Source organism: Streptomyces sp. AM8-1-1 (assembly GCF_032229325.1).
GTDB classification, from domain to species: Bacteria; Actinomycetota; Actinomycetes; order Streptomycetales; family Streptomycetaceae; genus Streptomyces; species Streptomyces achmelvichensis.
This window is the reverse complement of sequence record NZ_CP135086.1, coordinates 4240255-4262301: the sequence shown is the minus strand read 5'-3', so window position 1 is coordinate 4262301 and position 22047 is coordinate 4240255. Positions and strand designations below refer to the sequence as shown.

Annotated in this window: 23 protein-coding genes and 1 tRNA gene; 13 read left to right on the top strand and 11 right to left on the bottom strand. The window is 70.7% G+C overall.

Annotated elements, in window-relative coordinates; all coding sequences use genetic code 11:
- Window positions 1–46: 46 nt before the first annotated feature.
- The 6 genes from RPQ07_RS19215 to RPQ07_RS19190 form a co-directional block, all read right to left on the bottom strand.
- Window positions 47–1213 carry a lipid-transfer protein gene (locus tag RPQ07_RS19215; protein WP_313945401.1) on the bottom strand — a complete coding sequence of 389 codons (1167 nt, stop codon included), beginning with the start codon at window positions 1211–1213 and terminating at the stop codon, window positions 47–49.
- Window positions 1210–1605, bottom strand: a complete 396-nt coding sequence (locus tag RPQ07_RS19210) for a MaoC/PaaZ C-terminal domain-containing protein (protein WP_313945400.1) — start codon at window positions 1603–1605, stop codon at window positions 1210–1212. Before RPQ07_RS19210 ends, RPQ07_RS19215 begins: the two co-directional genes overlap by 4 nt.
- Window positions 1602–2699 carry an acyl-CoA dehydrogenase family protein gene (locus tag RPQ07_RS19205; RefSeq protein ID WP_313945399.1) on the bottom strand — a complete coding sequence of 366 codons (1098 nt, stop codon included), beginning with the start codon at window positions 2697–2699 and terminating at the stop codon, window positions 1602–1604. Before RPQ07_RS19205 ends, RPQ07_RS19210 begins: the two co-directional genes overlap by 4 nt.
- Before the next feature lie 2 nt (window positions 2700–2701).
- Window positions 2702–3700 carry a bifunctional MaoC family dehydratase N-terminal/OB-fold nucleic acid binding domain-containing protein gene (locus tag RPQ07_RS19200; RefSeq protein ID WP_313945398.1) on the bottom strand — a complete coding sequence of 333 codons (999 nt, stop codon included), beginning with the start codon at window positions 3698–3700 and terminating at the stop codon, window positions 2702–2704.
- Window positions 3697–4875, bottom strand: a complete 1179-nt coding sequence (locus tag RPQ07_RS19195) for an acyl-CoA dehydrogenase family protein (RefSeq protein WP_313948947.1) — start codon at window positions 4873–4875, stop codon at window positions 3697–3699. Before RPQ07_RS19195 ends, RPQ07_RS19200 begins: the two co-directional genes overlap by 4 nt.
- 224 nt (window positions 4876–5099) lie before the next feature.
- On the bottom strand, window positions 5100–5405 hold the full coding sequence (locus tag RPQ07_RS19190) for a hypothetical protein (protein ID WP_313945397.1): 306 nt from the start codon (window positions 5403–5405) through the stop codon (window positions 5100–5102).
- A gap of 312 nt (window positions 5406–5717) precedes the next feature.
- Between RPQ07_RS19190 and RPQ07_RS19185 the strand changes: the two genes are divergently transcribed.
- The 4 genes from RPQ07_RS19185 to RPQ07_RS19170 all read left to right on the top strand — a co-directional run bounded on the left by RPQ07_RS19185 (window position 5718) and on the right by RPQ07_RS19170 (window position 8263).
- On the top strand, window positions 5718–6584 hold the full coding sequence (locus tag RPQ07_RS19185) for a bifunctional DNA primase/polymerase (RefSeq protein ID WP_313945396.1): 867 nt from the start codon (window positions 5718–5720) through the stop codon (window positions 6582–6584).
- Between the two features lie 343 nt (window positions 6585–6927).
- Complete coding sequence (locus RPQ07_RS19180) at window positions 6928–7287, top strand: DUF805 domain-containing protein (RefSeq protein WP_313945395.1); 360 nt, start codon at window positions 6928–6930, stop codon at window positions 7285–7287.
- Window positions 7288–7450: 163 nt separating this feature from the next.
- A complete protein-coding gene (locus RPQ07_RS19175; RefSeq protein WP_313945394.1) occupies window positions 7451–7765 on the top strand; it encodes a hypothetical protein in 315 nt (104 codons plus the stop codon).
- 102 nt (window positions 7766–7867) lie between these two features.
- Window positions 7868–8263, top strand: a complete 396-nt coding sequence (locus RPQ07_RS19170; protein WP_313945393.1) for an Imm7 family immunity protein — start codon at window positions 7868–7870, stop codon at window positions 8261–8263.
- A 159-nt stretch (window positions 8264–8422) separates the two neighbouring features.
- On the opposite strand, the gene RPQ07_RS19165 is transcribed toward RPQ07_RS19170, so the two are convergent.
- Both RPQ07_RS19165 and RPQ07_RS19160 read right to left on the bottom strand, forming a co-directional pair.
- Window positions 8423–8509, bottom strand: a tRNA-Ser gene (locus tag RPQ07_RS19165).
- A gap of 177 nt (window positions 8510–8686) precedes the next feature.
- On the bottom strand, window positions 8687–10255 hold the full coding sequence (locus RPQ07_RS19160; RefSeq protein WP_313945392.1) for a S1C family serine protease: 1569 nt from the start codon (window positions 10253–10255) through the stop codon (window positions 8687–8689).
- A 327-nt stretch (window positions 10256–10582) separates the two neighbouring features.
- On the opposite strand from RPQ07_RS19160, the gene RPQ07_RS19155 reads away from it, so the two are divergent.
- The 3 genes from RPQ07_RS19155 (at window position 10583) to RPQ07_RS19145 (ending at window position 13315) form a co-directional block, all read left to right on the top strand.
- On the top strand, window positions 10583–11392 hold the full coding sequence (locus tag RPQ07_RS19155) for a glycerophosphodiester phosphodiesterase (protein ID WP_313945391.1): 810 nt from the start codon (window positions 10583–10585) through the stop codon (window positions 11390–11392).
- A gap of 53 nt (window positions 11393–11445) precedes the next feature.
- Entirely contained in the window at window positions 11446–12045 is a 600-nt protein-coding gene (locus RPQ07_RS19150; protein WP_313945390.1) for an ATP-binding protein, read from the top strand.
- 277 nt (window positions 12046–12322) lie between these two features.
- Window positions 12323–13315, top strand: coding sequence for a DUF5926 family protein (locus tag RPQ07_RS19145; protein ID WP_313945389.1), 993 nt, complete (start codon window positions 12323–12325; stop codon window positions 13313–13315).
- 207 nt (window positions 13316–13522) lie between these two features.
- Here the strand turns inward: RPQ07_RS19145 and RPQ07_RS19140 are convergent, their stop codons facing one another.
- Together RPQ07_RS19140 and RPQ07_RS19135 are read right to left on the bottom strand one after the other, a co-directional pair.
- Window positions 13523–14095, bottom strand: coding sequence for a hypothetical protein (locus tag RPQ07_RS19140; RefSeq protein ID WP_313945388.1), 573 nt, complete (start codon window positions 14093–14095; stop codon window positions 13523–13525).
- A gap of 153 nt (window positions 14096–14248) precedes the next feature.
- Window positions 14249–14932 carry a bifunctional DNA primase/polymerase gene (locus RPQ07_RS19135; protein WP_313945387.1) on the bottom strand — a complete coding sequence of 228 codons (684 nt, stop codon included), beginning with the start codon at window positions 14930–14932 and terminating at the stop codon, window positions 14249–14251.
- Window positions 14933–15419: 487 nt separating this feature from the next.
- On the opposite strand from RPQ07_RS19135, the gene RPQ07_RS19130 reads away from it, so the two are divergent.
- Window positions 15420–16961 (top strand): PP2C family protein-serine/threonine phosphatase, encoded by a 1542-nt coding sequence (locus RPQ07_RS19130; protein ID WP_313945386.1) that lies wholly within the window; start codon window positions 15420–15422, stop codon window positions 16959–16961.
- An 89-nt stretch (window positions 16962–17050) separates the two neighbouring features.
- On the top strand, window positions 17051–18538 hold the full coding sequence (locus RPQ07_RS19125) for an aminopeptidase P family protein (RefSeq protein WP_313945385.1): 1488 nt from the start codon (window positions 17051–17053) through the stop codon (window positions 18536–18538).
- Window positions 18539–18640: 102 nt separating this feature from the next.
- Here the strand turns inward: RPQ07_RS19125 and RPQ07_RS19120 are convergent, their stop codons facing one another.
- On the bottom strand, window positions 18641–19099 hold the full coding sequence (locus RPQ07_RS19120; RefSeq protein ID WP_313945384.1) for an ATP-binding protein: 459 nt from the start codon (window positions 19097–19099) through the stop codon (window positions 18641–18643).
- A gap of 192 nt (window positions 19100–19291) precedes the next feature.
- Here RPQ07_RS19120 and RPQ07_RS19115 point away from each other — a divergent pair, with 192 nt between their 5' ends.
- The 4 genes from RPQ07_RS19115 to RPQ07_RS19100 all read left to right on the top strand — a co-directional run bounded on the left by RPQ07_RS19115 (window position 19292) and on the right by RPQ07_RS19100 (window position 22039).
- The gene (locus tag RPQ07_RS19115; RefSeq protein ID WP_313945383.1) at window positions 19292–20077 is read left to right on the top strand and encodes a hypothetical protein; all 786 of its coding nucleotides are present in this window, start codon (window positions 19292–19294) and stop codon (window positions 20075–20077) included.
- A 96-nt stretch (window positions 20078–20173) separates the two neighbouring features.
- Window positions 20174–20908, top strand: a complete 735-nt coding sequence (locus tag RPQ07_RS19110) for a YcnI family protein (RefSeq protein ID WP_313945382.1) — start codon at window positions 20174–20176, stop codon at window positions 20906–20908.
- Between the two features lie 31 nt (window positions 20909–20939).
- Window positions 20940–21596 carry an SCO family protein gene (locus tag RPQ07_RS19105; protein WP_313945381.1) on the top strand — a complete coding sequence of 219 codons (657 nt, stop codon included), beginning with the start codon at window positions 20940–20942 and terminating at the stop codon, window positions 21594–21596.
- Entirely contained in the window at window positions 21593–22039 is a 447-nt protein-coding gene (locus RPQ07_RS19100) for a copper chaperone PCu(A)C (RefSeq protein ID WP_313945380.1), read from the top strand. The genes RPQ07_RS19105 and RPQ07_RS19100 overlap by 4 nt, the downstream gene beginning before the upstream one ends.
- Window positions 22040–22047 lie beyond the last annotated feature (8 nt).

The following is a 22047-nucleotide window of genomic DNA, read 5'->3' as shown; positions in this document are numbered from 1 at the left end:
AGTGAACGGCGGGCGGGGCGGCCGGGCCACCGCTCAGCCCGCTCGCTCAGCCGTCCGCGCCCAGGATCAACCCGGATGTGGGAACGCCGGTGCCCGCGGTGACCAGAGCCCTGGCCGCGCCCGGTATCTGGTTCACCGAGGTGCCCCGTATCTGGCGGACCGCCTCCGCGATCCCGTTCATCCCGTGCAGATAGGCCTCCCCCAGCTGTCCGCCGTGGGTGTTGAGCGGCAGCGCGTCCGCCGCCACGAACTCCGCCGCTTCGCCCGGTCCGCAGAACCCGAACTCCTCCAGCTGCATCAGCACGAAGGGGGTGAAGTGGTCGTAGATGATCCCCACGTCGATGTCCTGGGGCGCCAGGCCCGAGGTCCGCCACAGCTGCCGGGCGACCACTCCCATCTCGGGCAGTCCGGTGAGGTCGTCGCGGTAGAAACTGGTCATCTGCTCCTGCACGCGGCCCGCGCCCTGCGCGGCGGCGACGACCACCGCGGGGCGTTGCGGCAGATCGCGTGCCCGCTCCGCGCTGGTCACCACGATCGCCTGACCGCCGTCGGTCTCCTGGCAGCAGTCCAGCAGCCGCAGCGGCTCGACGATCCAGCGCGAGGCGGCGTGATCGTCGAGGGTGATCGGCTTCCCGTAGAAATACGCCGCCGGGTTGCGGGCGGCATGGCGGCGGTCGGTGACGGCGACATGGCCGAACGCCTCGGGGGTCAGCCCATAGGTGTGCAGATAGCGCTGGGCCGCCATGGCCACCCAGGACGCGGGGGTGAGCAGCCCGAACGGGAGGTTCCAGCCGAGGGCCGCACCCTCGGCCGACGGCTCCCGGTGCTGCACACCCGCGCCGAATCGCCGCCCCGACCGTTCGTTGAACGCGCGGTAGCAGACGACGACTTCGGCGATGCCCGTCGCCACGGCGAGAGCGGCCTGCTGGACGGTGGCGCAGGCCGCGCCGCCGCCGTAATGGACACGGGAGAAGAAGGACAGCTCTCCGATACCTGCCGCCTGGGCGACGGTGATCTCGGGGCTGGTGTCCATGGTGAAGGTAACGAGGCCGTCGACGTCTGCGGGGGAGAGGCCGGCGTCGTCGAGAGCCGCGTGGACCGCCTCGACGGCCAGCTTCAGCTCACTGCGCCCGGAGTCCTTGGAGAACTCGGTCGCCCCGATGCCCACGACGGCGGCCCGCCCGCCGAGTTCGTCCCTGCGGCGGATGCTCATACGGCGCCCTCCGGTGGAAGGGTCACCGTCACCGTGCCGGTGACATGGGTACCGATGCCGTTGGCGCCGACGACCCGGACCTCGGCGGTGTCGCCGGTGACGGAGGCGATCGTGCCGCGCAGCACCATGGTGTCTCCCGGGTAGTTGGGCGCGCCCAGCCGGATGGCGACCTTGCGGAGAACGGCCCGCCCGCCGAGCCGGTCCGTGATGTAGCGCCCGACGAGGCCGTTGGTCGTCAGGATGTTCATGAAGATGTCCGGGGAGCCCCTCTCCTTCGCCAGTTCGGCGTCGTGGTGCACGTCCTGGTAGTCGCGCGAGGCCACGGCTCCGGCGACGATCAGTGTGCGGGTGATCTCGATCTCCAGCGGCGGCAGTTCGTCACCGGCCTTCACTGGGCTCCCTCCTTCGCGAGCATCGCTCCGAGCTCCGCCAGCAGTTCGCTGCCGCACCCCTGGTACGCGTCGAGCTGGCGTCCCCAGAGGAAGTGCCGGTGGACGGGGTGGTCCACATCGGCGCCGATGCCCCCGTGGAGGTGCTGGCCCGCGTGGACGACGCGCTTTCCGGCTTCGGACGCCCACCAGGCCGCCGTGAGCGCGTGGGTGGTACACGGCAGAGCCTCGTCGTACCGCCAGGCGGCCTCGTAGGCCGTGACGCGGATGGCCTCGGTGTCCATATGGGCGTCGGCCGCGCGGATCAGCACGCCCTGATTGGTGGAGAGAGGGCGGCCGAACTGCTCGCGGGTGGTGGTGTGTTCGACGGCACGGGCGAGCGAGCCGGCGCACACGCCCGCCTGCAGCCCGGCGAAGGCGATACGGCTCGCGGTCAGCACCTGCTGATACGGCCTCGTGTCACCGATGTGCCGGGTGCCTTCGAGCTCCGCGCCCGGGGCGCCGACACGCTCCGCCGGGGTGCCGTCCAGGACGAGCCGCGCGGCCGACCAGGGCGCGGTGGTGTGCACCGGCTCGGTCTCCGCGTCGACGACCCGCATCCACCACAGGTGCCGGTCCTCGTCGGCGACCAGCACATGCGTGGCATCCCGCAGCCAGGGCACCCAGCCGACGGTGCCGGTCAGACGTCCCTCCGTCCGGCCGGCGGCACCGGCGGACGGACCACTGCGGGTCCGCACCGCAGCGGGTTCGGTGACCGCTCCCGTCGCCACCACAGTCCCGTCCCGCAGCCCGGGCAGCAGCCGCTCGCGCTGCTCGTCCGTGCCGTGCGCGACGAGGGGCAGCAGTCCGTACGCACAGGTCGCCGCGAACGGCACCTGGGCCGTCGTCCGGCCCTGTTCCTCCAGCAGCAGCACCAGTCCCAGCAGACCGATGTCCTCGACGGCGGCGACGAGTCCCGCCGCGCACAGGGCCTTCCACAACTCGGCGTCCGTCCCGGTGCCCGCCGCGGCGAGCCGGTCGGGCGTGGACAGATCACCGAAGATCCGGGCCGCCAGTTCCCGCGCGGCGGTCTGCTCCTCCGTGGGCGTGAAGTCCATGGTCAGCCCTCACCCCCCGCCGTGCCCGAGCCGCCGTGCGGATCGCTGTCAGCGTCGGCGGTCCCATCGGCACCCGCTCCCGTGCCGCGGAAGACCGGCAGCTCCAACTCCTCGTCCACCCGCAGGAACTCCAGTTCCACGGGCATCCCGATGCGCACCTTGTCGTACGGCACCCCTGTCACATTGCTGACCATCCGCACGCCTTCCGCGAGCTCGATCAGCCCCACCGCGTACGGCCCGGTCGTGTCTCCGTGCTGATCGGGCGCGGCGAAGCCGGGGAAGACCGGGTGGTGCATCACCACGTACGAGTAGACGGTCCCGGCGCCGCTCGCCTCGACCGTGTCCCACCGGTCCGAACCGCAGGCATGGCATCCCGGAAGCCAGGGGAACCGCAGGGTGTCGCAGCCCGTGCAGCGCTGGATCAGCAGCTTGTGCTCCGCGACCCCTGCCCAGAATCCGGCGTTGTCCCTGTTGATCACCGGCCTCGGCCGCTTGGCCTTCGGCTTTCGCGCGGCCGGCGCGTATTTGAGGATCCGGAAGCGGTGCGTACCGGCGAGCTCGCCGTTCGCCCGGACGTCCATCCGTGTCGTGATGAAGTGGCCCGTCCCGAGCTTGGTCGTCTTGCGCTGCGACACCGAGTCGATCGCACCGTCGAAGGTGATCCGGTCACCCGGCCGCAGCGGCCGCAGATACTCCTGCTCGCAGTCGGTCGCGACGATCGAGGTGTACCCGGCGTCGTCGAGCAGTCCGAACAGCTCGTCGTGCACCGTCGAATGCGCCGTGTGTCCCGAGAGCCCGCCCATCGTCCATGCCTGGAGCATCGTCGCCGGCGCCACCGCGTCCGGGCCCCGGTACGCCGGGTTGGTGTCCCCCATCGCCTCGCACCAGTGCCTGATCATCGGCTCGTTGACCAGGTCCTTCCCGGCTCCTCCCGTCGTGGTCGCCCTGCCCTCGTACGCCTTGAGCCGCTCGTACAGCCCCGGTACGTCCGTGTCCGTCACCGCCGCCCCCTCGTCATACCGAGCCGCATCGTCGCGACGATCTCCCGCTGCACCTCGCTCACCCCTCCCCCGAAGGTGTTGATCTGCGCTGCCCTGTTCATCCGCTCCAGCTCCCCGTCCCCCGGAGCGCCTGTGCCGAGAGCCCCGGGCGATCCGGCCCGGACCAGTCCGGCCTCCCCCGCGATTTCCTGGCACATTCGATACACCTCGACCGCCGATTCGGTTCCCGCGAACTTCACCCCGCTCGCGTCGCCCGGGGCCGGACCGCCTGCCTCCACATCGCCCACCAAACGCCAGTTGAGCAGGCGCGTTGCCGCCAGCCGGGCGTGTGCTTCGGCCGCCCGGAACTGGACCCAGGGCTCGTCAATTCGGCGCCTGCCACTCACCGGATCGGGTGTACGGGCCCGTTCCAGGGCGGCCGCGAAGAAGTCCTCCGCCTGCATCCCGATCGCGGCGAGCGCCACCCTCTCGTGGTTGAGCTGGTTGGTGATCAGCCTCCAGCCGGCGTTCTCCTCGCCGACCAGGTTCGCCGCCGGCACCCGGACGCCGTCGTAGTACGTGGACGTCGTGGTCTGACCGCCCACGGTCTCGATCGGTGTCCAGGAGAACCCGGGCGCACCGGTCGGCACGAGGATGATCGAGATGCCCTTGTGCTTGGGCGCGGCGGGGTCCGTGCGGCAGGCGAGCCAGATCCAGTCGGCGTTCTGGCCGTTGCTCGTGAAGACCTTCTGGCCGTCGATCAGCCAGGAGTCGCCGTCGCGGACGGCACGGGTGCGCAGAGCCGCGAGGTCGGTCCCGGCCTCCGGCTCGCTGTAGCCGATCGCGAAAACGATCTCACCGCTGAGGATGCCCGGCAGGAAGGCCGACTTCTGCTGCTCGGTGCCGAACTTCATCAGGGTCGGGCCGACGGTGTTGAGGGTCACCATCGACACCGGGGCCCCGGCGCGATGGGCCTCGTCGAAGAAGACGAACTGCTCGTCGGCGCCGCGGCCCTGGCCTCCGTAGGCGACGGGCCAGCCGAGGCCGAGCATGCCGTCCGCGCCGATCCGGCGCAGCAGGGCCCGCTGCGCCTCCGCGTCCGCCGGGGGCGGCGGACCGTCCGGCATCAACGCTGTGAAGTACGAGCGCAGTTCGGCGCGCAGCAGTTGCTGCCGCTCCGTCGGGGCGAGGTGCACGGCGGCCGCCTCCCGGGCGTACGGATCGCGGGGGATCAGGGATTTCTGACTGTCCGTCAGATGACGCCACCCTGTCAAGGTCATGCCGCGCCCGCGATCGCGCGAGGCCCTCAACCAGATCCCCGAAACCGCGCCCCGCACAGAACCGCCTGCGCGACGGCACCGAAGTACCGTCGCGCAGGCGGTGGTTCACCCCAGGATCGAACCCCCCGTCGGGCCGGTCGTCACCACAGGTTCGTGAAGTTCACGACGGTCTTCGACTGATCGATGGCCGTGAACGCGGAGCCGTTCACGCTGGCGATGTTGCTGTGATTCGACGCGCCGGCGCCGCTCGCCACCTGCTGACTGGTGGTCGAATTACCCCAGTTGCCGCCACCGACCCCGCTGCCGACGATCGATGCCACCGTCGCGTTCGATCCGTCGTCCGCGAACGCTCCGTTGTCGGCCGTGGCGACGCCCGAGAACAGGGCGGCCGTGAGGGGCAGGGCTGCGACAGCGGCGAGGACGCGGGCGGTACGGATGCTTGCCATGTCATTTCCTCCAGGAACCGGAACTGCGGAAGTACGGCTGGTTCCAGAGCAGTTGGCCGACCGCCCCGGATCGTGGTCACGACGTCGCGATCTCAGAGTTGCCCACCGAATACCCGGCGAACCGCCCATCCCGGAGCGATTCCCCCGCAAGCGTGATGACATGTCGATAAACCCCCTTCGTCGCCACAGAACCCCAGCTCAGCGGCGCAGAGGTGACAAAACCCAAGGGCCGCAAGGGATGAAGCGTTACGGCATATTTTCGGCCAATCTTTCCCCCTTCCCTTCTTCGAACGCTTGTACGAAAATGGGGCCATGGCCATCACCGACCGGCAGACCGCGACCCTGGCCCTCGCCCACGCCCTCTCCGCCGCGGAGCGAGGGCTCCCCGTCATCCCCCTGTCCCCCACGAAGCTTCCGGCCCTGCGCTCCCCGCACCACGGCGAGGCCGAGCCGGTCCTGTGCCGCGGCGAGTGCGGCCTCCCCGGCCACGGTGTCCACGACGCCACCACCGACCCGGCGGGCGTGCGCGCCCTCTTCGGGGCCGCGCCCTGGGCCACCGGCTACGGCATCGCATGCGGCCGCCCCCCGCACCATCTGATCGGCATCGACCTCGACACGAAGGCTCCGACCGACTCGGTCTCCGCACTCCAACACCTGGCGCTGCGGCACCTGTTCACCATTCCGGAGACGGTCACCGTGCTCACCCCGAGCGGCGGGCGCCATCTGTGGCTGACCGGTCCGCCGGACGTCGTCGTACCGAACTCCGCGAGCCGGCTCGCCCCCGGCATCGACGTGCGCGGCGCGGGCGGCTATCTGGTCGGCCCCGGCTCGGTCTCCGCCCACGGCGCGTACCGGCTGGCCCCCGGCACCGCCGATCTCTCGCCCGCTCCGTGCCCCCGCGCCCTGCTCCGGCTCGTCGCACCCCCCGCGCGCTCCCGGCACGCCACACGATCACGCCCGCCACACGGCCAAGGCCTCGTCCAGTTCGTCCTGGCGGCACACGAGGGCCAGCGCAACACCCGTCTGTTCTGGGCGGCATGCCGGGCGTACGAGAACGGCATCGGGGAGGACCTCGCCGACGCCCTCACCGAAGCGGCGGTCCACGCGGGCCTGAGCGAACGCGAAGCCCGCGCGACGATCGCCTCGGCGGACCGGCTCACCACGGGCCGCGGCCGCTGAACGGGGGAGAGGGAAGGGGGAACGGGGAGACGCGGGGGTGCTCACGAGGGGGGCATCCCCGCCGCCGCCCACCCCGTCCCGGTGTGGCCCACGCCACACGAATCCCCATGCGTGACCCCCGGTGGTCCGGGCACCAGCCCTGTCGAGGCCCCGTCGCGTATCCCCCGTCGCGACGGGGCCTCCCCCCTTGCCACCTGGGCCTTTCCCCACGGTCGAACGGACGGGCAGTCGGCCGCCGGACAAGCTTTAGGTAACAGTTTGACCCGCTCACTTCAAGCCCATAGGTTCTGCCCCTGGCCTGATCCATGAGGACGGGTCCACCACAGTCCTTTGGGGGGACGTAATGCACTGGTACCTGGACGTGCTCAAGAAGTACGCGGTGTTCAACGGGCGGGCCCGCCGCCAGGAGTACTGGATGTTCACGCTGTTCAGCGTGATCATCAGCATCGTGCTGGCGATCGTCGACGCCGTGGCCGGCACGAGCCCCATCCTGGGCGGCATCTACACCGTCGCGGTGCTGCTTCCGACGCTGGGTGTCACCATCCGCCGCCTCCACGACACGGACCGCTCCGGCTGGTGGATCCTCATCGGCATCGTCCCGCTGGTGGGCTTCATCGTCATGCTGGTGTTCCTCGCCAGCGAGGGCAAGCGCCACGACAACAGCTACGGCCCGGACCCGAAGCTGGTTCCGGCCACCTACTGATCGCCGCACCACCGGCCGCCGGGAACCGCTCTTTCCCGGCCGGCCCCGAGCGCCGTGCCCGACGAGCCCGTCGGCCACGGCGCTCGGCCGTTTCCGCCCCCTTCGGGGCGTTCCGACCACCCCGCCGCACTTCTGGGTGCCGTTTCGCTGGCAGGATCGCCTCATGACCGAATTCGGCTGGCGACGCGGGCCCGACGATCCGTTCCCGGAACAGATCCGCCGGGCGTGGCCGGCAACCGTGTCCGCGCTCCCCATAGGCACCCCTGTCACAGGTCAGGTCGTCGGCCGCCAACCGTTCGGCATCTTCATCCGCATTAACGGTTCTCCTCATGCGGTCGGCATGGCCGACGCCGGCTCCATGCCGGTCGGCGGAACCCTGCCGGCGCTGGGAGCCCAGGTCAGCGGCACGGTGGTCTGGCACACCGACAGCAGCTTCCAGGTGCGGATCCGGCTGAGCGAGTGGCTCGACGAGAATTGAACCGGGGCGGTGACGCGTCGGCAGTGGGGGCTGCCGACGAGCCTGCCCGCGGCAGACGGGCATCCTGATCGGCAGTGGCCGCGCGGTCACTACGCTGCGTCCATGTTCGAATACCACGGCTGGATCACCGTGCGGGAGAGCGCCGGCGCCGACGACGACGACCGCGAGGCCGATCGTCTGCGGGAGATCGTCGAGGGCGTCCAGCGCCGCATCCGGGAGATCAACAGCCCGTATCTCCTGGATCTGCGGTGGATGAACGGCGAGCCCTTGCTTCACCTGGGGGGCTTCTCCAACCACCGTGACAAGGAGATTCTCGGATTCTTCGCAGAGGTGGGTCGGCGGGCACCGGGGTCCTACGGCCTGCTGCACGTACGGGACGACGAGCACGCCGGTCGCGACAACGAGGTCCTCGTCCTCAGGCTGGTGCGCGGCGAGGTGACCGAACACGCGGAACCGTTGCTGTCACCCTGCATTCCGGTGCTGGAGGACCCGCTGTGACCATCGCCGACCGAGCGGGCCGGAGCCGCGTATCGAAAGGGGGCCCGTCCCCCCTCCGCGCCCGATCGGGCGGGAAGCCGCTGGGACATCGATGGTCGGCGGGCAGCGCCCAGCACAACGGCCCCTGACCGTATGACCTGGTCAAGGGCCGTTCAACTGCGGTGGGTGTGGGATTTGAACCCACGGTGACATCGCTGCCACGACGGTTTTCAAGACCGTTCCCTTAGGCCGCTCGGGCAACCCACCCACGCCCCGCCTCACCTGCCGCGGAACGGCCTACAGAGTACCGGGCCGACGCGGCGCGTCGCAGCACGCTTTCGATCACCGCCTCGGTGGCCACCGAGGCGGTGACAGCAGCCTTGTGACCACCGCGTGGAACGGCCCTCCGACCGCCGGGGACCGGGCGACGCCCGTCCCCGTGGCTCAGCTGTCGCCCTGGCGTTCACCGAGTACCACGTCGACCGTCTGTTCCTTGCCGCCGCGCTCGTACGTCAGCTTCACCTTGTCGCCCGGCTTGTGATTCCAGATCTCACTGATCAGTGTCGGGCCGCTGTCGATCGGCTTGCCGTTGAACTTGGTGATCACGTCGCCCGACTTCAGACCGGCCTTCGCCGCCGGACCGTCCGCGGTCACGGCCGCCGTGCCGCCCGCGCCCTCCGTCGCGATCTTGGCTCCCGACTCCTTGCCCGACATGTCGACCGTCGCGCCGATGACCGGGTAGACCGGCTTGCCTGTCTTGATCAGCTGTTCCGCGACGTTCTTCGCCTGGTTGATCGGGATGGCGAAGCCGAGTCCGATCGAGCCCGCCTGGGACTGGCCGAGGCCGCTGCCCGCCGACTGGATCGCCGAGTTGATGCCGATCACCGCGCCGCGTGCGTCGAGCAGCGGGCCGCCGGAGTTGCCGGGGTTGATCGATGCGTCCGTCTGGAGGGCGCTCATGTACGAGTTCTTGCCGCTGGAGCCGTCACCGGAGGCCACCGGGCGGTTCTTGGCGCTGATGATGCCGGTGGTGACCGTGTTCGACAGGCCGAAGGGCGCGCCGATCGCGATCGTCGAGTCGCCCACGGCGACCTTCTGGGAATCGCCCAGGGCCAGCGGGTTCAGACCCGACGGCGCGTTCTTCAGCTTGATCACGGCCACGTCGTAGCCTTCGGCCCGGCCGACGACCTCCGCGTCGTACTTCTTGCCGTTGGAGAAGATGACGGAGAGCGTGCCCCCGTCCGCGGCCGTGGCGACCACGTGGTTGTTGGTGAGGATGTGGCCTTCCTTGTCGTAGACGAAGCCGGTGCCCGTGCCCGCCTCGCTCTCGCCCGTGCCGTCGGCACCGCTGCCGCCGGCCTTCGCCTCGATCGTGACCACGCTCGGCAGCGCCTTGGCCGCGACGGCCGCGACCGTGCCCGGCTCGCGCTGGACCTCCCTCGGGGTGTCCGCTGCGGAGACCGTCGTGGAGTTGATGCCGTCGTCGTTGCGCTCGGCCGCCCAGTAGCCGATGCCACCGCCGACACCGCCGGCGACCAGGGCGGCCACGAGGACGGCCGCTGCCAGTCCGCCGGATCGTTTCCGCCTCGGCCCTTCGCCCGCGTGCACCGGGGCGCCCCAGACCGGGCCGTCGCCGCCGGGGCCGTGGGGCGCGCCGGGGCCGTGAGCGCCATGAGGGCCGTGGGCGCCGCCGCCGTAGGAGGGCAGGCTGGGCGGAGGCGGCGGCCAGCCGGTGCCGGGCTGCTGCGATCCGGCCGGCGCCGCGGCGCCCACGGGATGCGGCAGCGGCGCGGTGGCGTGCTCGGGCTGGGCGGAGTGCCCGGGACGCTCGCCCGCAGCCGCAGCAGGCTCGGCGGGACGCGTCATGTCGTGGCGGGGCGGGGCGGGATACGCGGCGTGCGTGGGCTCGGCTCCGGAGGGTCCCGAAAACTCGGGAGGGCCGGCCGGCACGGGAGGTACCGACGGGGCGGCCGGCCGCGCAGTGCCCTCGTTGCCCTCGTTCTCGGTGCTCACAGCTCTCTCCTCAGGTTCCACGTCGTGCGTCGTCGTGCTTCGTCCGGTGCCTGGCGGCGGTTCGTACTCCGGCCCTGGTCGGGCGGTGGTGGCGGGCGGCGTTCGGCGCTGTCTCGGCGGGGACCGGTCAGCAACTGTCCGACGCAAGCTTTTCCCACAGCCCGTCAGGCCACTGTAAGCAGGACCTGTGTGTATTCCCGCAATCCTTTACTTCCGACAATCAGGACGCATCCCCAGAGCGCCGGACGGATCCGTCGCCGGGCCGCTTCCCGGCCTGGGATCGGCCCCCTGCGCACGCCTTCCCCGTCTCGGTGACACCATGACGCGGTGACCCAAGCACGGCAGCACAACATTCAGGTCGTTGCCCACCGAGGCGCGTCGGAAGACGCCCCGGAACACACCCTCGCCGCCTATATGAAGGCGATCGACGACGGTGCGGACGCCCTCGAATGCGATGTGCGCCTCAGCGCCGACGGCCATCTGGTGTGCGTCCACGACCGCAGGGTCAACCGGACGTCGAACGGCCGCGGCGCCGTGTCCGCCCTGGAGCTCGCCGACCTCGGCGCGCTGGACTTCGGGACCTGGAAGGGCCGCGAGGACTCCGCCGAGAGCCCGGACTGGGGTGACCGCTCGCTCACCTCGGTGCTCACCCTGGAACGGCTGCTGGAACTGGTCGCCGACTCGGGCCGCCGCGTCGAGCTGGCCATCGAGACCAAGCACCCCACCCGCTGGGCGGGGCAGGTGGAGGACCGGCTGCTCCAGCTCCTCGGCCGCTTCGGCCTCGCCGACCCGCCGACGCCCGCGGACTCTCCCGTACGCGTCATGAGCTTCTCGGCCCGCTCGCTGCACCGGGTCTCGGCCGCCGCGCCGCGCATCCCGACCGTGTATCTGCTGCAGTTCGTCAGTCCGCGGCTGCGCGACGGACGGCTGCCCTCCGGCGCCCGGATCGCGGGGCCGGGGATACGGATCGTCCGCAACCAGCCCGGCTACATCGCCCGGCTTCACCGGGCGGGCCAGCGCGTCCATGTGTGGACGGTCAACGAACCCGAGGACGTCGAGCTCTGCGTCCGGCTGGGTGTCGAGGCGATCATCACCAACCGGCCGCGGCAGGTGCTGTCCCAGCTGGGCCGTCTGTAACACCCCTTACAGGGAGTGCACCGGCGCGTTCGGTTCGTATCCGATCGTTACGAGTGCGTCACTGGCCCGGCCTTGGCCGGTTTCCGGTCCAGTCCATTGGGGCATTCACACCGTGGCGTGGGGCAAAGGAGGTCTCGGGGGTGGCGTTTGTGGTGGCACAGGAGGTGCCCACGTCGTCGAGCATGGCCGTTCCCCATGGTCCTGCGGGCGTGGGGGCAGCACGACACCGTATGCAGGAACAGCTGCGCCGCAGCGGGGTGTCGGAATCGGTCGTCGACGATGCAGTTCTGATTCTGTCCGAGCTTCTCAGCAATGCCTGCCGGCACGGCAGACCGCTGGGACGTACCGAGATCGGCGACGGGGACATCCGCGCCGAGTGGCGCGTCGACCAGGCGGGCCGGCTCACGGTCGAGGTGACGGACGGCGGCGGTCCCACGCGGCCGGTCCCGTCCACACCGTCGGTGACCGCACGGGGCGGCCGCGGACTCAACATCATCACCGCGCTCGCCCAGGAGTGGGGTGTCCGCGACAGCGCGGGCGGCGAGGTCACCGTGTGGGTGATCGTGACGGAAGGGCACCGGCGCGAGGATTTTGCTACGCGCGTCGCAGGCCCGGGCTTCGACTTCGCCGAGGCGTACGACGACCTCGACTGACCCCCGGCGGAGCGAGCACGACGGCGCCGCGGGACCGAGGGGCACGACCACCCCTGGCCGCGACGGGCAGGGACCGGGTGGCACGAACACAGCGGTCCCGGCCGGCCTTCCGGTGATGACGGCACGACCCGGGTCCCCGGCGACCCGGACATGACCGATGCTCCCGACGAAGTGAGCACCGTCGGGGCGAGTGTGCGGCGCCGTGCCACCGTGAGGGCGGCGGACGGCTAGGCTCGCGCCCACACACAGCACCGCCGCAATCGGGAGAAGCCGCACCATGGCCAAGAAGCGCCCCCAGACCAAGGCGTCGAAGCCTCCGCACACGGACCGGGGCCGCGCCGCAGGCGCCGATGAACCCGTACCGGTGGTCGGGGCGCGTGAGCCCTGCCCCTGCGGTTCGGGCCGCCGCTACAAGGCGTGTCACGGCCGCGCGGCCTCGCACGCCGTGACCGAGCTGGTCCAGCGTCCGTTCGAGGGCCTCGCCGGCGAATGCGACTGGGTCGCCCTGCGCGAACTGGTGCCCGCCGCGACGGTCGAGCTGACGCTGAAGGACGGACTGCCCGACGGCGTCCCGTCCGTGACGCTCGCGACCGTCCTGCCGATGGCGTGGCCCGCGCTGCGCCGCGACGACGGCTCGGTCCTGCTCGGCCTGCAGAACGACACGTCCTCGGGCGACCTGAGCCGCGACCTCGCCGACACCCTCAACCGCGCGCTCACCTCCCAGCCGGGCAACCCGGTCGCCGGGGAGCGGGTGTCCGGTGACGGTCCGCGACTTCAGGACCTCCTCGACCCGGACGCCGCGTTCGCGCCGGTCGTCCATTCCGGTTTCGAGTTCTGGATCCCGGACTCGGCGGAGAACGCCACGCCCGAGGTGTCCGCGTCCCTGGAGCGCGCGAACGCCGCGGCGATCCCCACCGTGCGCCTGACGGGAGTCGACTCCGCCTACTGGTGCGAGACGCCGGACAAGAACCACCTGCGCTGGGTCATGCCGCACCCGGAGGAGAAGCTGCTGGACGCGCTGGCCCGGCTGCACGCCTCCGGTGCCACCTCGCTCGGCGAGGGGACCCGTCTGGTCGGCTCGTTCCGGGCCCACGGCCTGATGGTCCCCGTCTGGGACCTGCCGACCGGGATGGGCGCCGAGGAGTGCGAGAAGCCGGCGGCCGAGTTCGCCGAGCGGCTGTCCGAGGCGCTGGCCTCCGACGCTCCGCTTTCCCCCGAGGAGCGCCGCGCCCGCGGCGGTCTCACCAACCGCCAGGTGACCCTCAGCTGACATCCTTCCCGGCCGTGAGAAGAGACTGGTGACTCCGGTCACAACTCTCGCCGGGGGCAGCCGAATCGATGTCCGAATAACCGAGATCGAATTTGCGAACCGCCGATCTCTTGTTACCGTTCTGGAAGCCCGGTCGCTGGTGCATCCCCCGTCGCCAGCGACCGGGCGCTTCCATTTCCGCGGAGCGGTCCGTTCCGCGTGGACGCGTCAACTTCCCCCGCTGTCATGGGAGTTGCTCCCGGACCTCAGCAGCAGTGGCGCATCGTCCGAATCCTCGGCAGGCGCGAACTCCGCAACTGCCGAATAATCCCCGGATCCGCCCCGAGAAGGCTCCCGCGGTGTCTCACAAACACCCGGTTCGTCACCCGCTTCGACCGCACAGTTGGTCTGCATAGTGCGCCCGCCGGGTCCCATCAGAGTGAGTACGGAACGCAATTCCTCACCTGTTGCATTCCGGTAGTACGTACGCGCCCAGGCATCGCCGCTCTGCGTCAGCACACAGGTCTGCGCCTCGATCCCGCCGGGCGATGTCAGTTCCGGACCGCACCGTGCCGCGGAGGCGGGCGATACAGCCGAGCCGGCTGCGGCGGGCGGTTCGGTGGGATCTGTTTCGGCCGTCTGCGGATCCGGTCGCGTACTTGACTTCGCGTCGACGACGGGTCCTCGCGCGGCGGGCACGTCCGGCCACAACAGGCCGTCGGCCGGTCCGGCGACGGCGGCCAGCGGCAACAGCGCGGCGACCACCACGACCGAGGCGATCCCGATCATGCGGAGATTCATGGCGCCCACCTGCCGACCGAGCGGAATTCCTGACGGTGGACCGACGATATCCGCGGAATACGGGCACGCGGTGCGCCGCACGCCCGTTTTCCCGACAACTCGGGCCGGCTCCAACCCTTACGAGTGAGGGAGCCGGCCCGAAGAAGCGCCTGTTCAGTAAGCCAGCCGACTGCCGCCGTCCGGCGCGCTGGTGCTCGCCTCGACCAGCGCGTCCACCACCGCCTCCACATCCGGCAGCCACGGTGCGGCGGAACCGGGCAAGGGAGCCCGCTCCCAGCGCACCTGACCGGTTCCCGCCTCCGCCGGAGGCAGCACCAGATATCCGCCCTCGCCGTGGAAGCGCAGCGAACTCGGCACGCAGTCCTTGACGAAGAGCAGTTCCCCGAGCTGTTCGAGGGTGTAGGGGGCCACGAGGAGCGACCACCGGGTGGGCGTCGCGACCACGGGGCCCAGCCGCATGTCCATGCGGTCGAGCGCCGAGAGCGCACGCGCCCCGGCCACCGCCGGCAGGCTCACCGCGCACGGTGCCCGTCCTCCGGTGGCCAGCACGATCGGAGCGGCCGGCCGGTTGGCCCACCACCAGCGCACCATCTGCTCGTCGGTCGTCGCCGCGAGAATGCCGGGGTCGAAGGGGTGCGCGCCGGGTACGACGCACTCGGGTTCCGGGCAGGCGCAACCGCGCCCGCGGTCACCGCGGCTTCCGGCCGCCTTCAGTCCCACACCGGGGAGGACGGGCCATTGCCACGCGGCGGCGTAGGTGAGCGCCGCCCGAAGCTGTACTGGCCCCCTCTTACGCCGGAACAGGAGCCTGCGTCGCCTTCCGAGGATCTCGCGCATGAGCGCTCGTTCCTTTCCGTTGAACGCCGAGGTCCACATCACAACATGTGTGCAGCTCTTCACTGTGCGTACAAGTCGGCGCATCACCGCCCCTTGCCGGTGGCATGGGCGACTCCCCGCTTCGTCTGCGGCAGGATCGCCGCTCGGGGGCCGAACGTGGGCTGTAGTCCATTAAACGCATGGCGAGGGGTGGCGCGCGCGTGGCGCTTGCCGTCCCGTCAAAACTTTTCCCCGCCACCCGGGGATGCGGCGCGGCCCACGGCTGTTAGGACGCCCGTGGCCGTCGCCAGGTTCCGGGGCGGAATCAACTGCCCCTGGCCGTCACCGTTTACGTACCCAGCACGTTTGGTATGACGCGTCCCTCTGGGGCCTGAGCCCTGGAGGGATCCACTGCCGAACGCCCTCAGTCGACCCCAATTCGCCGCCACGGGGTGCATTTTTCGGCCAAGTTCATGGTCACCTAGACACCACCAATCCCACTGGTCCAATGCTGGACATCCCCTTCCTTGTGCGTGTACATGTGGATGCATTGATAGCGGCGCAGAATGACATGGGGGTTTGCGATGCTATTGAGCGAAACGCACCAGTCGGAAAGCCGGCTGCCATGAGCGCCCCTCACCTGCCGAAAGTGGCTGGAATCGACTCGGCAGTCCCCAACCCCACGCACACTGCCCACTCGCTGCCCTCCCTGCCCACCCCTCCCGGCGCGGTCCTCCAGGACCGGCTGGCCGGCTGGGTCTCCGATCTCACGACCCTGCACGAGCTGACCGAGCGCCTGGCCAGGACCAGCACGCTGGACACAGCACTCCACGAACTGCTGCGCGCCGGCGCCGCCCTCGTCGGAGCGCGCCGGGGCATGGTCGTCCTCGAACCGGTGGCGGACGCCCGGCGCGCCGACTGCTTCGACGCGGACCACGGCCCCGCGTTCACCAAGGGCCTCGGACTCAGCCACGCCGAACTCGGGCACATCGAGACCGTCCCGCGCCTCGCGACCGCGTACGGCCGCATCCTGGACGGCCGTCGCCCCGGTGGACTGCCGGGCCCGGCCACCTCCCCGGAGGCCGTCGCCCAGCCCGATCTGCTCGCCGACGAATCGCTCGACCCCCTGCACCGCGACGTCGTGGTCCGCCTCGGCTACGCCGCGAGTTTCACCCAGCCCCTCGCCTCCGAGACCGCGGGCACCCTGGGCGCGGCCGTCTGGATGTACGACGAACCCGCCACCCCTGTGGAGCGTCAGCGTCATCTCGTCGGCCTCTACATGCGCTACGCCACCGAACACCTGGCACGCCTGCTGGAACTGGAGCACGCGCGGGAGACCGTGGCGACCGTCGCCGAGGAACTGCTGCCGAGCAGGCTGCCCCGGGTGCCCGGGGTACAGCTCGCCGCACGCCACCGCACGGGACCGCAGGGCGGGGGCGACTGGTACGACGCGCTGCCGCTGCCGGAGGGCGCACTGGGCCTCGCCGTCGGATCGGTCAGCGGATCCGGCCCGAGCGCGCTCGCCGCGATGGGCCGGCTGCGCGCCTCCCTGCGGGCGTACGCGGTGATGGAGGGCGAGGACCCCGTCGCCGTCCTGTCCGATCTCGAACTGCTGCTGCGGCTGACCGAACCCGCCCGTACCGCCACGGCCCTGTTCGCCTACGCCGAACCTGCGGTCGGGAAGATCGTGCTGGCCGGGGCGGGGCACACACCGCCGTTGCTCATCAGCGAGCACCGCACCGAGTTCGTCGAGACCTCCCTGTCCGCGCCGCTGGGCATGCTCGCGTGCTGGGAGGCACCGAGCGTCGAGATCTCGCCCGAGCCGGGAGAAACGGTGCTCCTCTACACCGACGGGCTGCTGCGACGGACCGGTGACCCGATGGACCGGGCGTTCGCACGGCTGCACGCGGCCGCCGCGAGCGTGCCCCGGGCGGCCCGCCAGGACCCGGCCGCCATCGCCGACCATGTACTGCGCACGGTGCTCCCTGACGGTCTCGACCGGGACGGAACGGGAGAGGACGTCGTCCTGCTGGCCGCCCGCTTCGACTGATTCCTCACACGTTGTCCACAGGGCGACAGGACGTCTTCCCCTCGCACATACGATGGACAGCGGTCCAGTGTCGTATCGAGGAGGCAGACGTGGCCGAGGAGCTCATCCCGGCGGATTCCGACGAGGCCGCTGCGGCAGCGGGCGCGGAAGAAGAAGAGCAGCCGATCAAGCAGCGCAAGAACGGCCTGTACCCGGGCGTGTCCGACGAGCTCGCGGAGAACATGACGAGCGGCTGGGCGGACACCGAGCTGCGCGATCTCGAGCCCATCGCACAGGCGGCGCACACCGCCGACCGCCGTGCGGCGCTCTCGGCGCGCTTTCCCGGTGAGCGGCTGGTGATCCCCTCCGGGAATCTGAAGACCCGCTCCAACGACACCGAGTACGCGTTCCGCGCGTCCACCGAGTACGCCTACCTCACCGGTGACCAGAGCGAGGACGGCGTCCTCGTCCTGGAGCCGCAGGGCGGCGGCCACCGTGCCACGGTCTATCTGCTGCCCCGTTCCGACCGGGAGAACGGCGAGTTCTGGCTGTCCGGCCAGGGTGAGCTGTGGGTCGGCCGCAGGCACTCGCTCGCGGAGGCCGAGCAGCTGCTGGGCATCCCCGCCAAGGACGTGCGCGAACTGCCCGAGAAGCTGCGCGAGGCGACCGGTCCGGTCCGCGTCGTCCGCGGGCACGACGCGGCCATCGAGGCCGCGCTGACCGACAAGGTCACCGCCGAGCGTGACGAGGAGCTGCGGGTCAACCTCTCCGAGGCGCGCGCCGTCAAGGACGCGTTCGAGATCGGCGAGCTGCAGAAGGCGTGCGACTCCACCGCCCGCGGTTTCGAGGACGTGGTCAAGGTCCTCGACAAGGCCGAGGCCACGAGCGAGCGCTACATCGAGGGCACGTTCTTCCTGCGCGCCCGCGTCGAGGGCAACGACGTCGGCTACGGCTCGATCTGCGCCGCCGGACCGCACGCGACCACCCTGCACTGGGTGCGCAACGACGGCCCGGTCCGCTCCGGCGATCTGCTCCTGCTGGACGCCGGCGTGGAGACCCACACCCTCTACACCGCGGACGTCACCCGCACGCTGCCGATCAACGGCCGCTACAGCGAGTTGCAGCGCACCATCTACGACGCGGTGTACGACGCCCAGGAGGCCGGTATCGCGGCCGTCAAGCCGGGTGCCAAGTACCGCGACTTCCACGACGCCGCGCAGCGCGTGCTCACCGAGCGGCTCGTCGAATGGGGTCTGGTCGAGGGCCCGGTGGAGCGGGTGCTGGAGCTGGGCCTTCAGCGCCGCTGGACGCTCCACGGCACCGGCCACATGCTCGGCATGGACGTCCACGACTGCGCCGCCGCGCGCACCGAGGCGTACGTCGACGGGACGCTGGAGCCGGGCATGTGCCTGACGGTGGAGCCCGGGCTCTACTTCCAGGCGGACGACCTGACCGTGCCGGAGGAGTACCGCGGCATCGGTGTCCGGATCGAGGACGACATCCTGGTCACCGAGGACGGCAACAGGAATCTGTCGGCGGCGCTCCCGCGCCGGGCCGACGAGGTCGAGGCCTGGATGGCGGCGCTCAAGCAGGGCTGAGACGAGACGCACCGAGTCGGGCCGGGCACGTCGGGCCGACTCGGGACCGGGAGGGCGTGGCTGCCCCGGGTCTTGGTGGACGGATCCTCGGACGAGGACGTCTCACGAGACCTTGAGCAGCGCGTCCTCCCGCCATTTGAGGACCTTGTCGAAACTGACCACCGCTCCCCGCCCCGGCCGGTTGCCGAAGTGGACGTGGTCGGCGAGCTGCTCGATGAGACAGAGCCCCCGACCGCTCTCGGCGGAGGCCGGAGCCTGCGGCAGGGCGTGGGCGCAGCCCGCGGCGTAGACAGGGAATCCGGGGCCGGAGTCGGAGACTTCGATACGGCACGTCTCGCCGTCCAGATAGGCGGTGACGCAGTAGTCGGCCGAGGCATCGCCGTGCCCCTTGTCGCCGCCGTGCTCGACCGCGTTCGCACAGGCCTCACTGAGCGCGACCGAGAGGTCGAACGAGATGTCGGGGTCGACGCCCGCGGTCTCCATCGTGCCGAGCAGCAGGCGCCGGGCGAGCGGAATGCTCGCGGCTTCGCGCCGCAAGTGGAGTGACCACCAGATGCTCATGCTCCAGCCTCCTGGCTGCGGCTCGACATACCGTTACGTATTGCCCCAAGACACGCTCGGTAAGCACATGGTTGACGTGAGTGCGCTCATTCGGCCGACGCGCGCCACCAGGGCGGCGGTGTATACCGCCAAAGCGGATCTTCCGGACCTGCCGTACGGGGCCCGTTGACGCAGTGCGATGATGACCCGGCCATGTCGTCCCCACCCGTTGCACGTACCGGAGCCGGTCTGCGGCTGCTGAGGGCCGCGGTGTTCACCGCGGTCTGTGTCGTGCTGTCCGGGACGGGGCATGCGATCGCCGCCTGCGAGGGCGTCGCGGCGTGGTCGCTCGCAGTGGGCTTCCTGGGCATGTTCGCGCTGGTCCTGCCCTTTGCGGGCCGTGTTCGCGCACTGCCGTCGATCGCCGTCGCCCTGAGCGTCGGACAGCTCGCCCTGCACGCCCTGTTCGGTCTGGGGCAGCATCAGCTGCGGCTCGCGCCGGCGGCGGACGACGCACTGATCCGTACGGCGGCGAAGCTGGTCTGCGGGGCGGGCGCCTCGTCCCTGACTCCCGCGGACGCGCACCGGATCGTCACCGCGGCGGGAGTCACTCCGCCGGGGCACGGCACGCACACCTCTGTGACGCACTCCACAGTGCCGCAGGCGGAGCTGTGGCCTTCGCTTCCGATGCTGCTGGGGCACCTGCTGGCGGCTCTCGTGACCGGCTGGCTGCTGCGCCGCGGAGACCTGGCGCTGGCCCGGTTGATCCGGCTGTCGGCCGACTCCGCCCAGGAGGTGGCCGAGGCCGCCTGGCTGCGCCCGCTGCGCGCCGCGCTCGCTCTCGTACGGGCGCTGCGCGGCGGGCTCGTACGAACCCCTCTGCCCGGTGCGCGCGCCGTAGCGGCGTCGGCCGGTCCTCCCCCGACGGCAGCGGGAGAGGCACTCCAGCACACGGTGATCAGGCGCGGGCCGCCCGCCCGCCTCGAACTCGCAGCCTGACGCGGCCCACTCGACGGGAGTGGTGCCGTGGTGCCCGCGCATCCTCCCGCGCCCGGCACACCTCACCTCTCCTCACCAGTGGAGTGTTCCCCAGCCATGAACCTTTCCCGTATCGCCGTCGTGTCCGGTGTCGCCGCCTCCTCCGTGCTGCTGCTGTCCGGCACCGCCTTCGCGCACGTCAGCGTCCAGCCGCAGGGCGAAGCCGCCAAGGGCGGCTACGCCACGGTCAACTTCAAGGTCCCCAACGAGCGTGACAACGCCTCGACCGTGAAGCTCGAGGTCAACCTCCCGGCCGATCACCCGATGGCGTCCGTGATGCCGCAGCCCGTTCCCGGCTGGAAGGCCGTCGTCACCAAGACCAAGCTGGCCAAGCCGCTCGAGGTGCACGGGAAGCAGATCACCGAGGCCCCGTCCAAGATCACGTGGACCGCGGCCGGCGGCAAGATCGCTCCGGGTGAGTTCCAGCAGTTCCCGGTCTCCCTCGGCCGGCTGCCCGAGGACACCGACCAGCTGGTGTTCAAGGCGCTCCAGACGTACGACAACAAGGAGGTCGTGCGCTGGATCGAGGAGGTGAAGGAGGGCGCGGCCGAGCCCGAGTCCCCCGCGCCGGTCCTGAAGCTGTCGGCCGCCGCCGAGGACGGCCACGGCGCCGCGGGTGCCTCCGCCTCGAAGGCCGGCGCCAAGGACACCGCGGCCGACGACTCCAAGGCCGAGACGGCCTCCGCCGACGACACGGACACCTTCGCCCGCGTCCTCGGGATCGTCGGCATCCTGATCGGCGCGGCAGGTGTCGCCTTCGGTGTCCTGGCCGGCCGCCGCCGCACCGCCTGACACCCCACATCACTTCCGGGAACTTTCTCTCATGCGCAAGAAGACCGCTCTGGCGGCCGCACTCGTTGCGGCCGCCGGGCTCACCCTGTCCGCCTGCTCCGACGGCGGAGAATCCGCCAAGAGCCCTGTCGCCGATGTCTCCGCCCAGCAGGGCGCCGAGGCGGCGACCGTGCTCGACCAGCCGTTCGCCAAGCCGAACCTGGTCCTCACGGACACCACCGGCAAGAAGTACGACCTGCGCGAGCGCACCAAGGGCAAGCCGACGCTGATCTATTTCGGCTACACGCACTGCCCCGACGTCTGCCCGCTGACGATGAGCAACATCGCCATCGCCAAGAAGAAGCTGCCCAAGGCCGACCAGGACAAGCTCCAGGTCGTCTTCGTCACGACCGATCCGGAGCGGGACACCCCCGCCGAGCTGGCCAAGTGGCTGCCCAGCGCGGGTGACGCGTCCTTCACCGGGCTGACCGGCGAGTTCGCGGCCATCCAGGCCGGTGCCCGCCGGATCGGCATCGGCATCGACCCGCCGAAGAAGGAGAAGGACGGCACGGTCGTGTCGATGCACGGCGCCCAGGTCGTCGCCTTCTCCCCGAAGACGGACGCGGGCTATGTGCTCTACGGCGAGGACACGACGGCGGACGACTACGCCAGGGACCTGCCGAAGCTGATCCGCGGGGAGAAGCCGTGAGCCGCGGCAGGACACTCGCCTGCGTCATAGCCCTGTCCGCGGGGCTGGCCCTGGCGGGCTGCTCCTCGGACGGCACGCCGGAGTTGAAGGTCAGCGGCGGGTTCATGCCGCAGCCGGTGACCGACATGGCCGCCGGTTTCCTGACCGTGCACAACGACGGAGGCCAGGGCGACAAGCTCACCTCCGTCACCAGCGCCATCTCCGACGACGTCACGATCCACGAGACGAAGGACCAGCGGATGCGGAAGGTGGAGGCCTTCGACATCCCGGCCGACGGCGAGCTCGACCTCGAACGCGGTGGCAACCACATCATGTTCATGGCGCTCAAGAAGCAGCCCAAGCAGGGCGAGAAGGTCGCCGTGGAACTGCACTTCGAGAAGTCCGACCCGATCACGGTTGAACTCCCCGTCAAGGCTCCCACGTACAACCCGACGGAACACTGAGCACCGAG

Bases quoted from the DNA above. Each gene is read 5' to 3' on its own strand.
- RPQ07_RS19215 (WP_313945401.1), bottom strand. From the start codon at position 1,213: ATGAGCATCCGCCGCAGGGACGAACTCGGCGGGCGGGCCGCCGTCGTG.
- RPQ07_RS19205 (WP_313945399.1), bottom strand. From the start codon at position 2,699: ATGGACTTCACGCCCACGGAGGAGCAGACCGCCGCGCGGGAACTGGCG.
- RPQ07_RS19190 (WP_313945397.1), bottom strand. From the start codon at position 5,405: ATGGCAAGCATCCGTACCGCCCGCGTCCTCGCCGCTGTCGCAGCCCTG.
- RPQ07_RS19185 (WP_313945396.1), top strand. From the start codon at position 5,718: ATGGCCATCACCGACCGGCAGACCGCGACCCTGGCCCTCGCCCACGCC.
- RPQ07_RS19180 (WP_313945395.1), top strand. From the start codon at position 6,928: ATGCACTGGTACCTGGACGTGCTCAAGAAGTACGCGGTGTTCAACGGG.
- RPQ07_RS19175 (WP_313945394.1), top strand. From the start codon at position 7,451: ATGACCGAATTCGGCTGGCGACGCGGGCCCGACGATCCGTTCCCGGAA.
- RPQ07_RS19170 (WP_313945393.1), top strand. From the start codon at position 7,868: ATGTTCGAATACCACGGCTGGATCACCGTGCGGGAGAGCGCCGGCGCC.
- RPQ07_RS19145 (WP_313945389.1), top strand. From the start codon at position 12,323: ATGGCCAAGAAGCGCCCCCAGACCAAGGCGTCGAAGCCTCCGCACACG.
- RPQ07_RS19140 (WP_313945388.1), bottom strand. From the start codon at position 14,095: ATGAATCTCCGCATGATCGGGATCGCCTCGGTCGTGGTGGTCGCCGCG.
- RPQ07_RS19135 (WP_313945387.1), bottom strand. From the start codon at position 14,932: ATGCGCGAGATCCTCGGAAGGCGACGCAGGCTCCTGTTCCGGCGTAAG.
- RPQ07_RS19130 (WP_313945386.1), top strand. From the start codon at position 15,420: ATGCTGGACATCCCCTTCCTTGTGCGTGTACATGTGGATGCATTGATA.
- RPQ07_RS19120 (WP_313945384.1), bottom strand. From the start codon at position 19,099: ATGAGCATCTGGTGGTCACTCCACTTGCGGCGCGAAGCCGCGAGCATT.
- RPQ07_RS19115 (WP_313945383.1), top strand. From the start codon at position 19,292: ATGTCGTCCCCACCCGTTGCACGTACCGGAGCCGGTCTGCGGCTGCTG.
- RPQ07_RS19110 (WP_313945382.1), top strand. From the start codon at position 20,174: ATGAACCTTTCCCGTATCGCCGTCGTGTCCGGTGTCGCCGCCTCCTCC.
- RPQ07_RS19105 (WP_313945381.1), top strand. From the start codon at position 20,940: ATGCGCAAGAAGACCGCTCTGGCGGCCGCACTCGTTGCGGCCGCCGGG.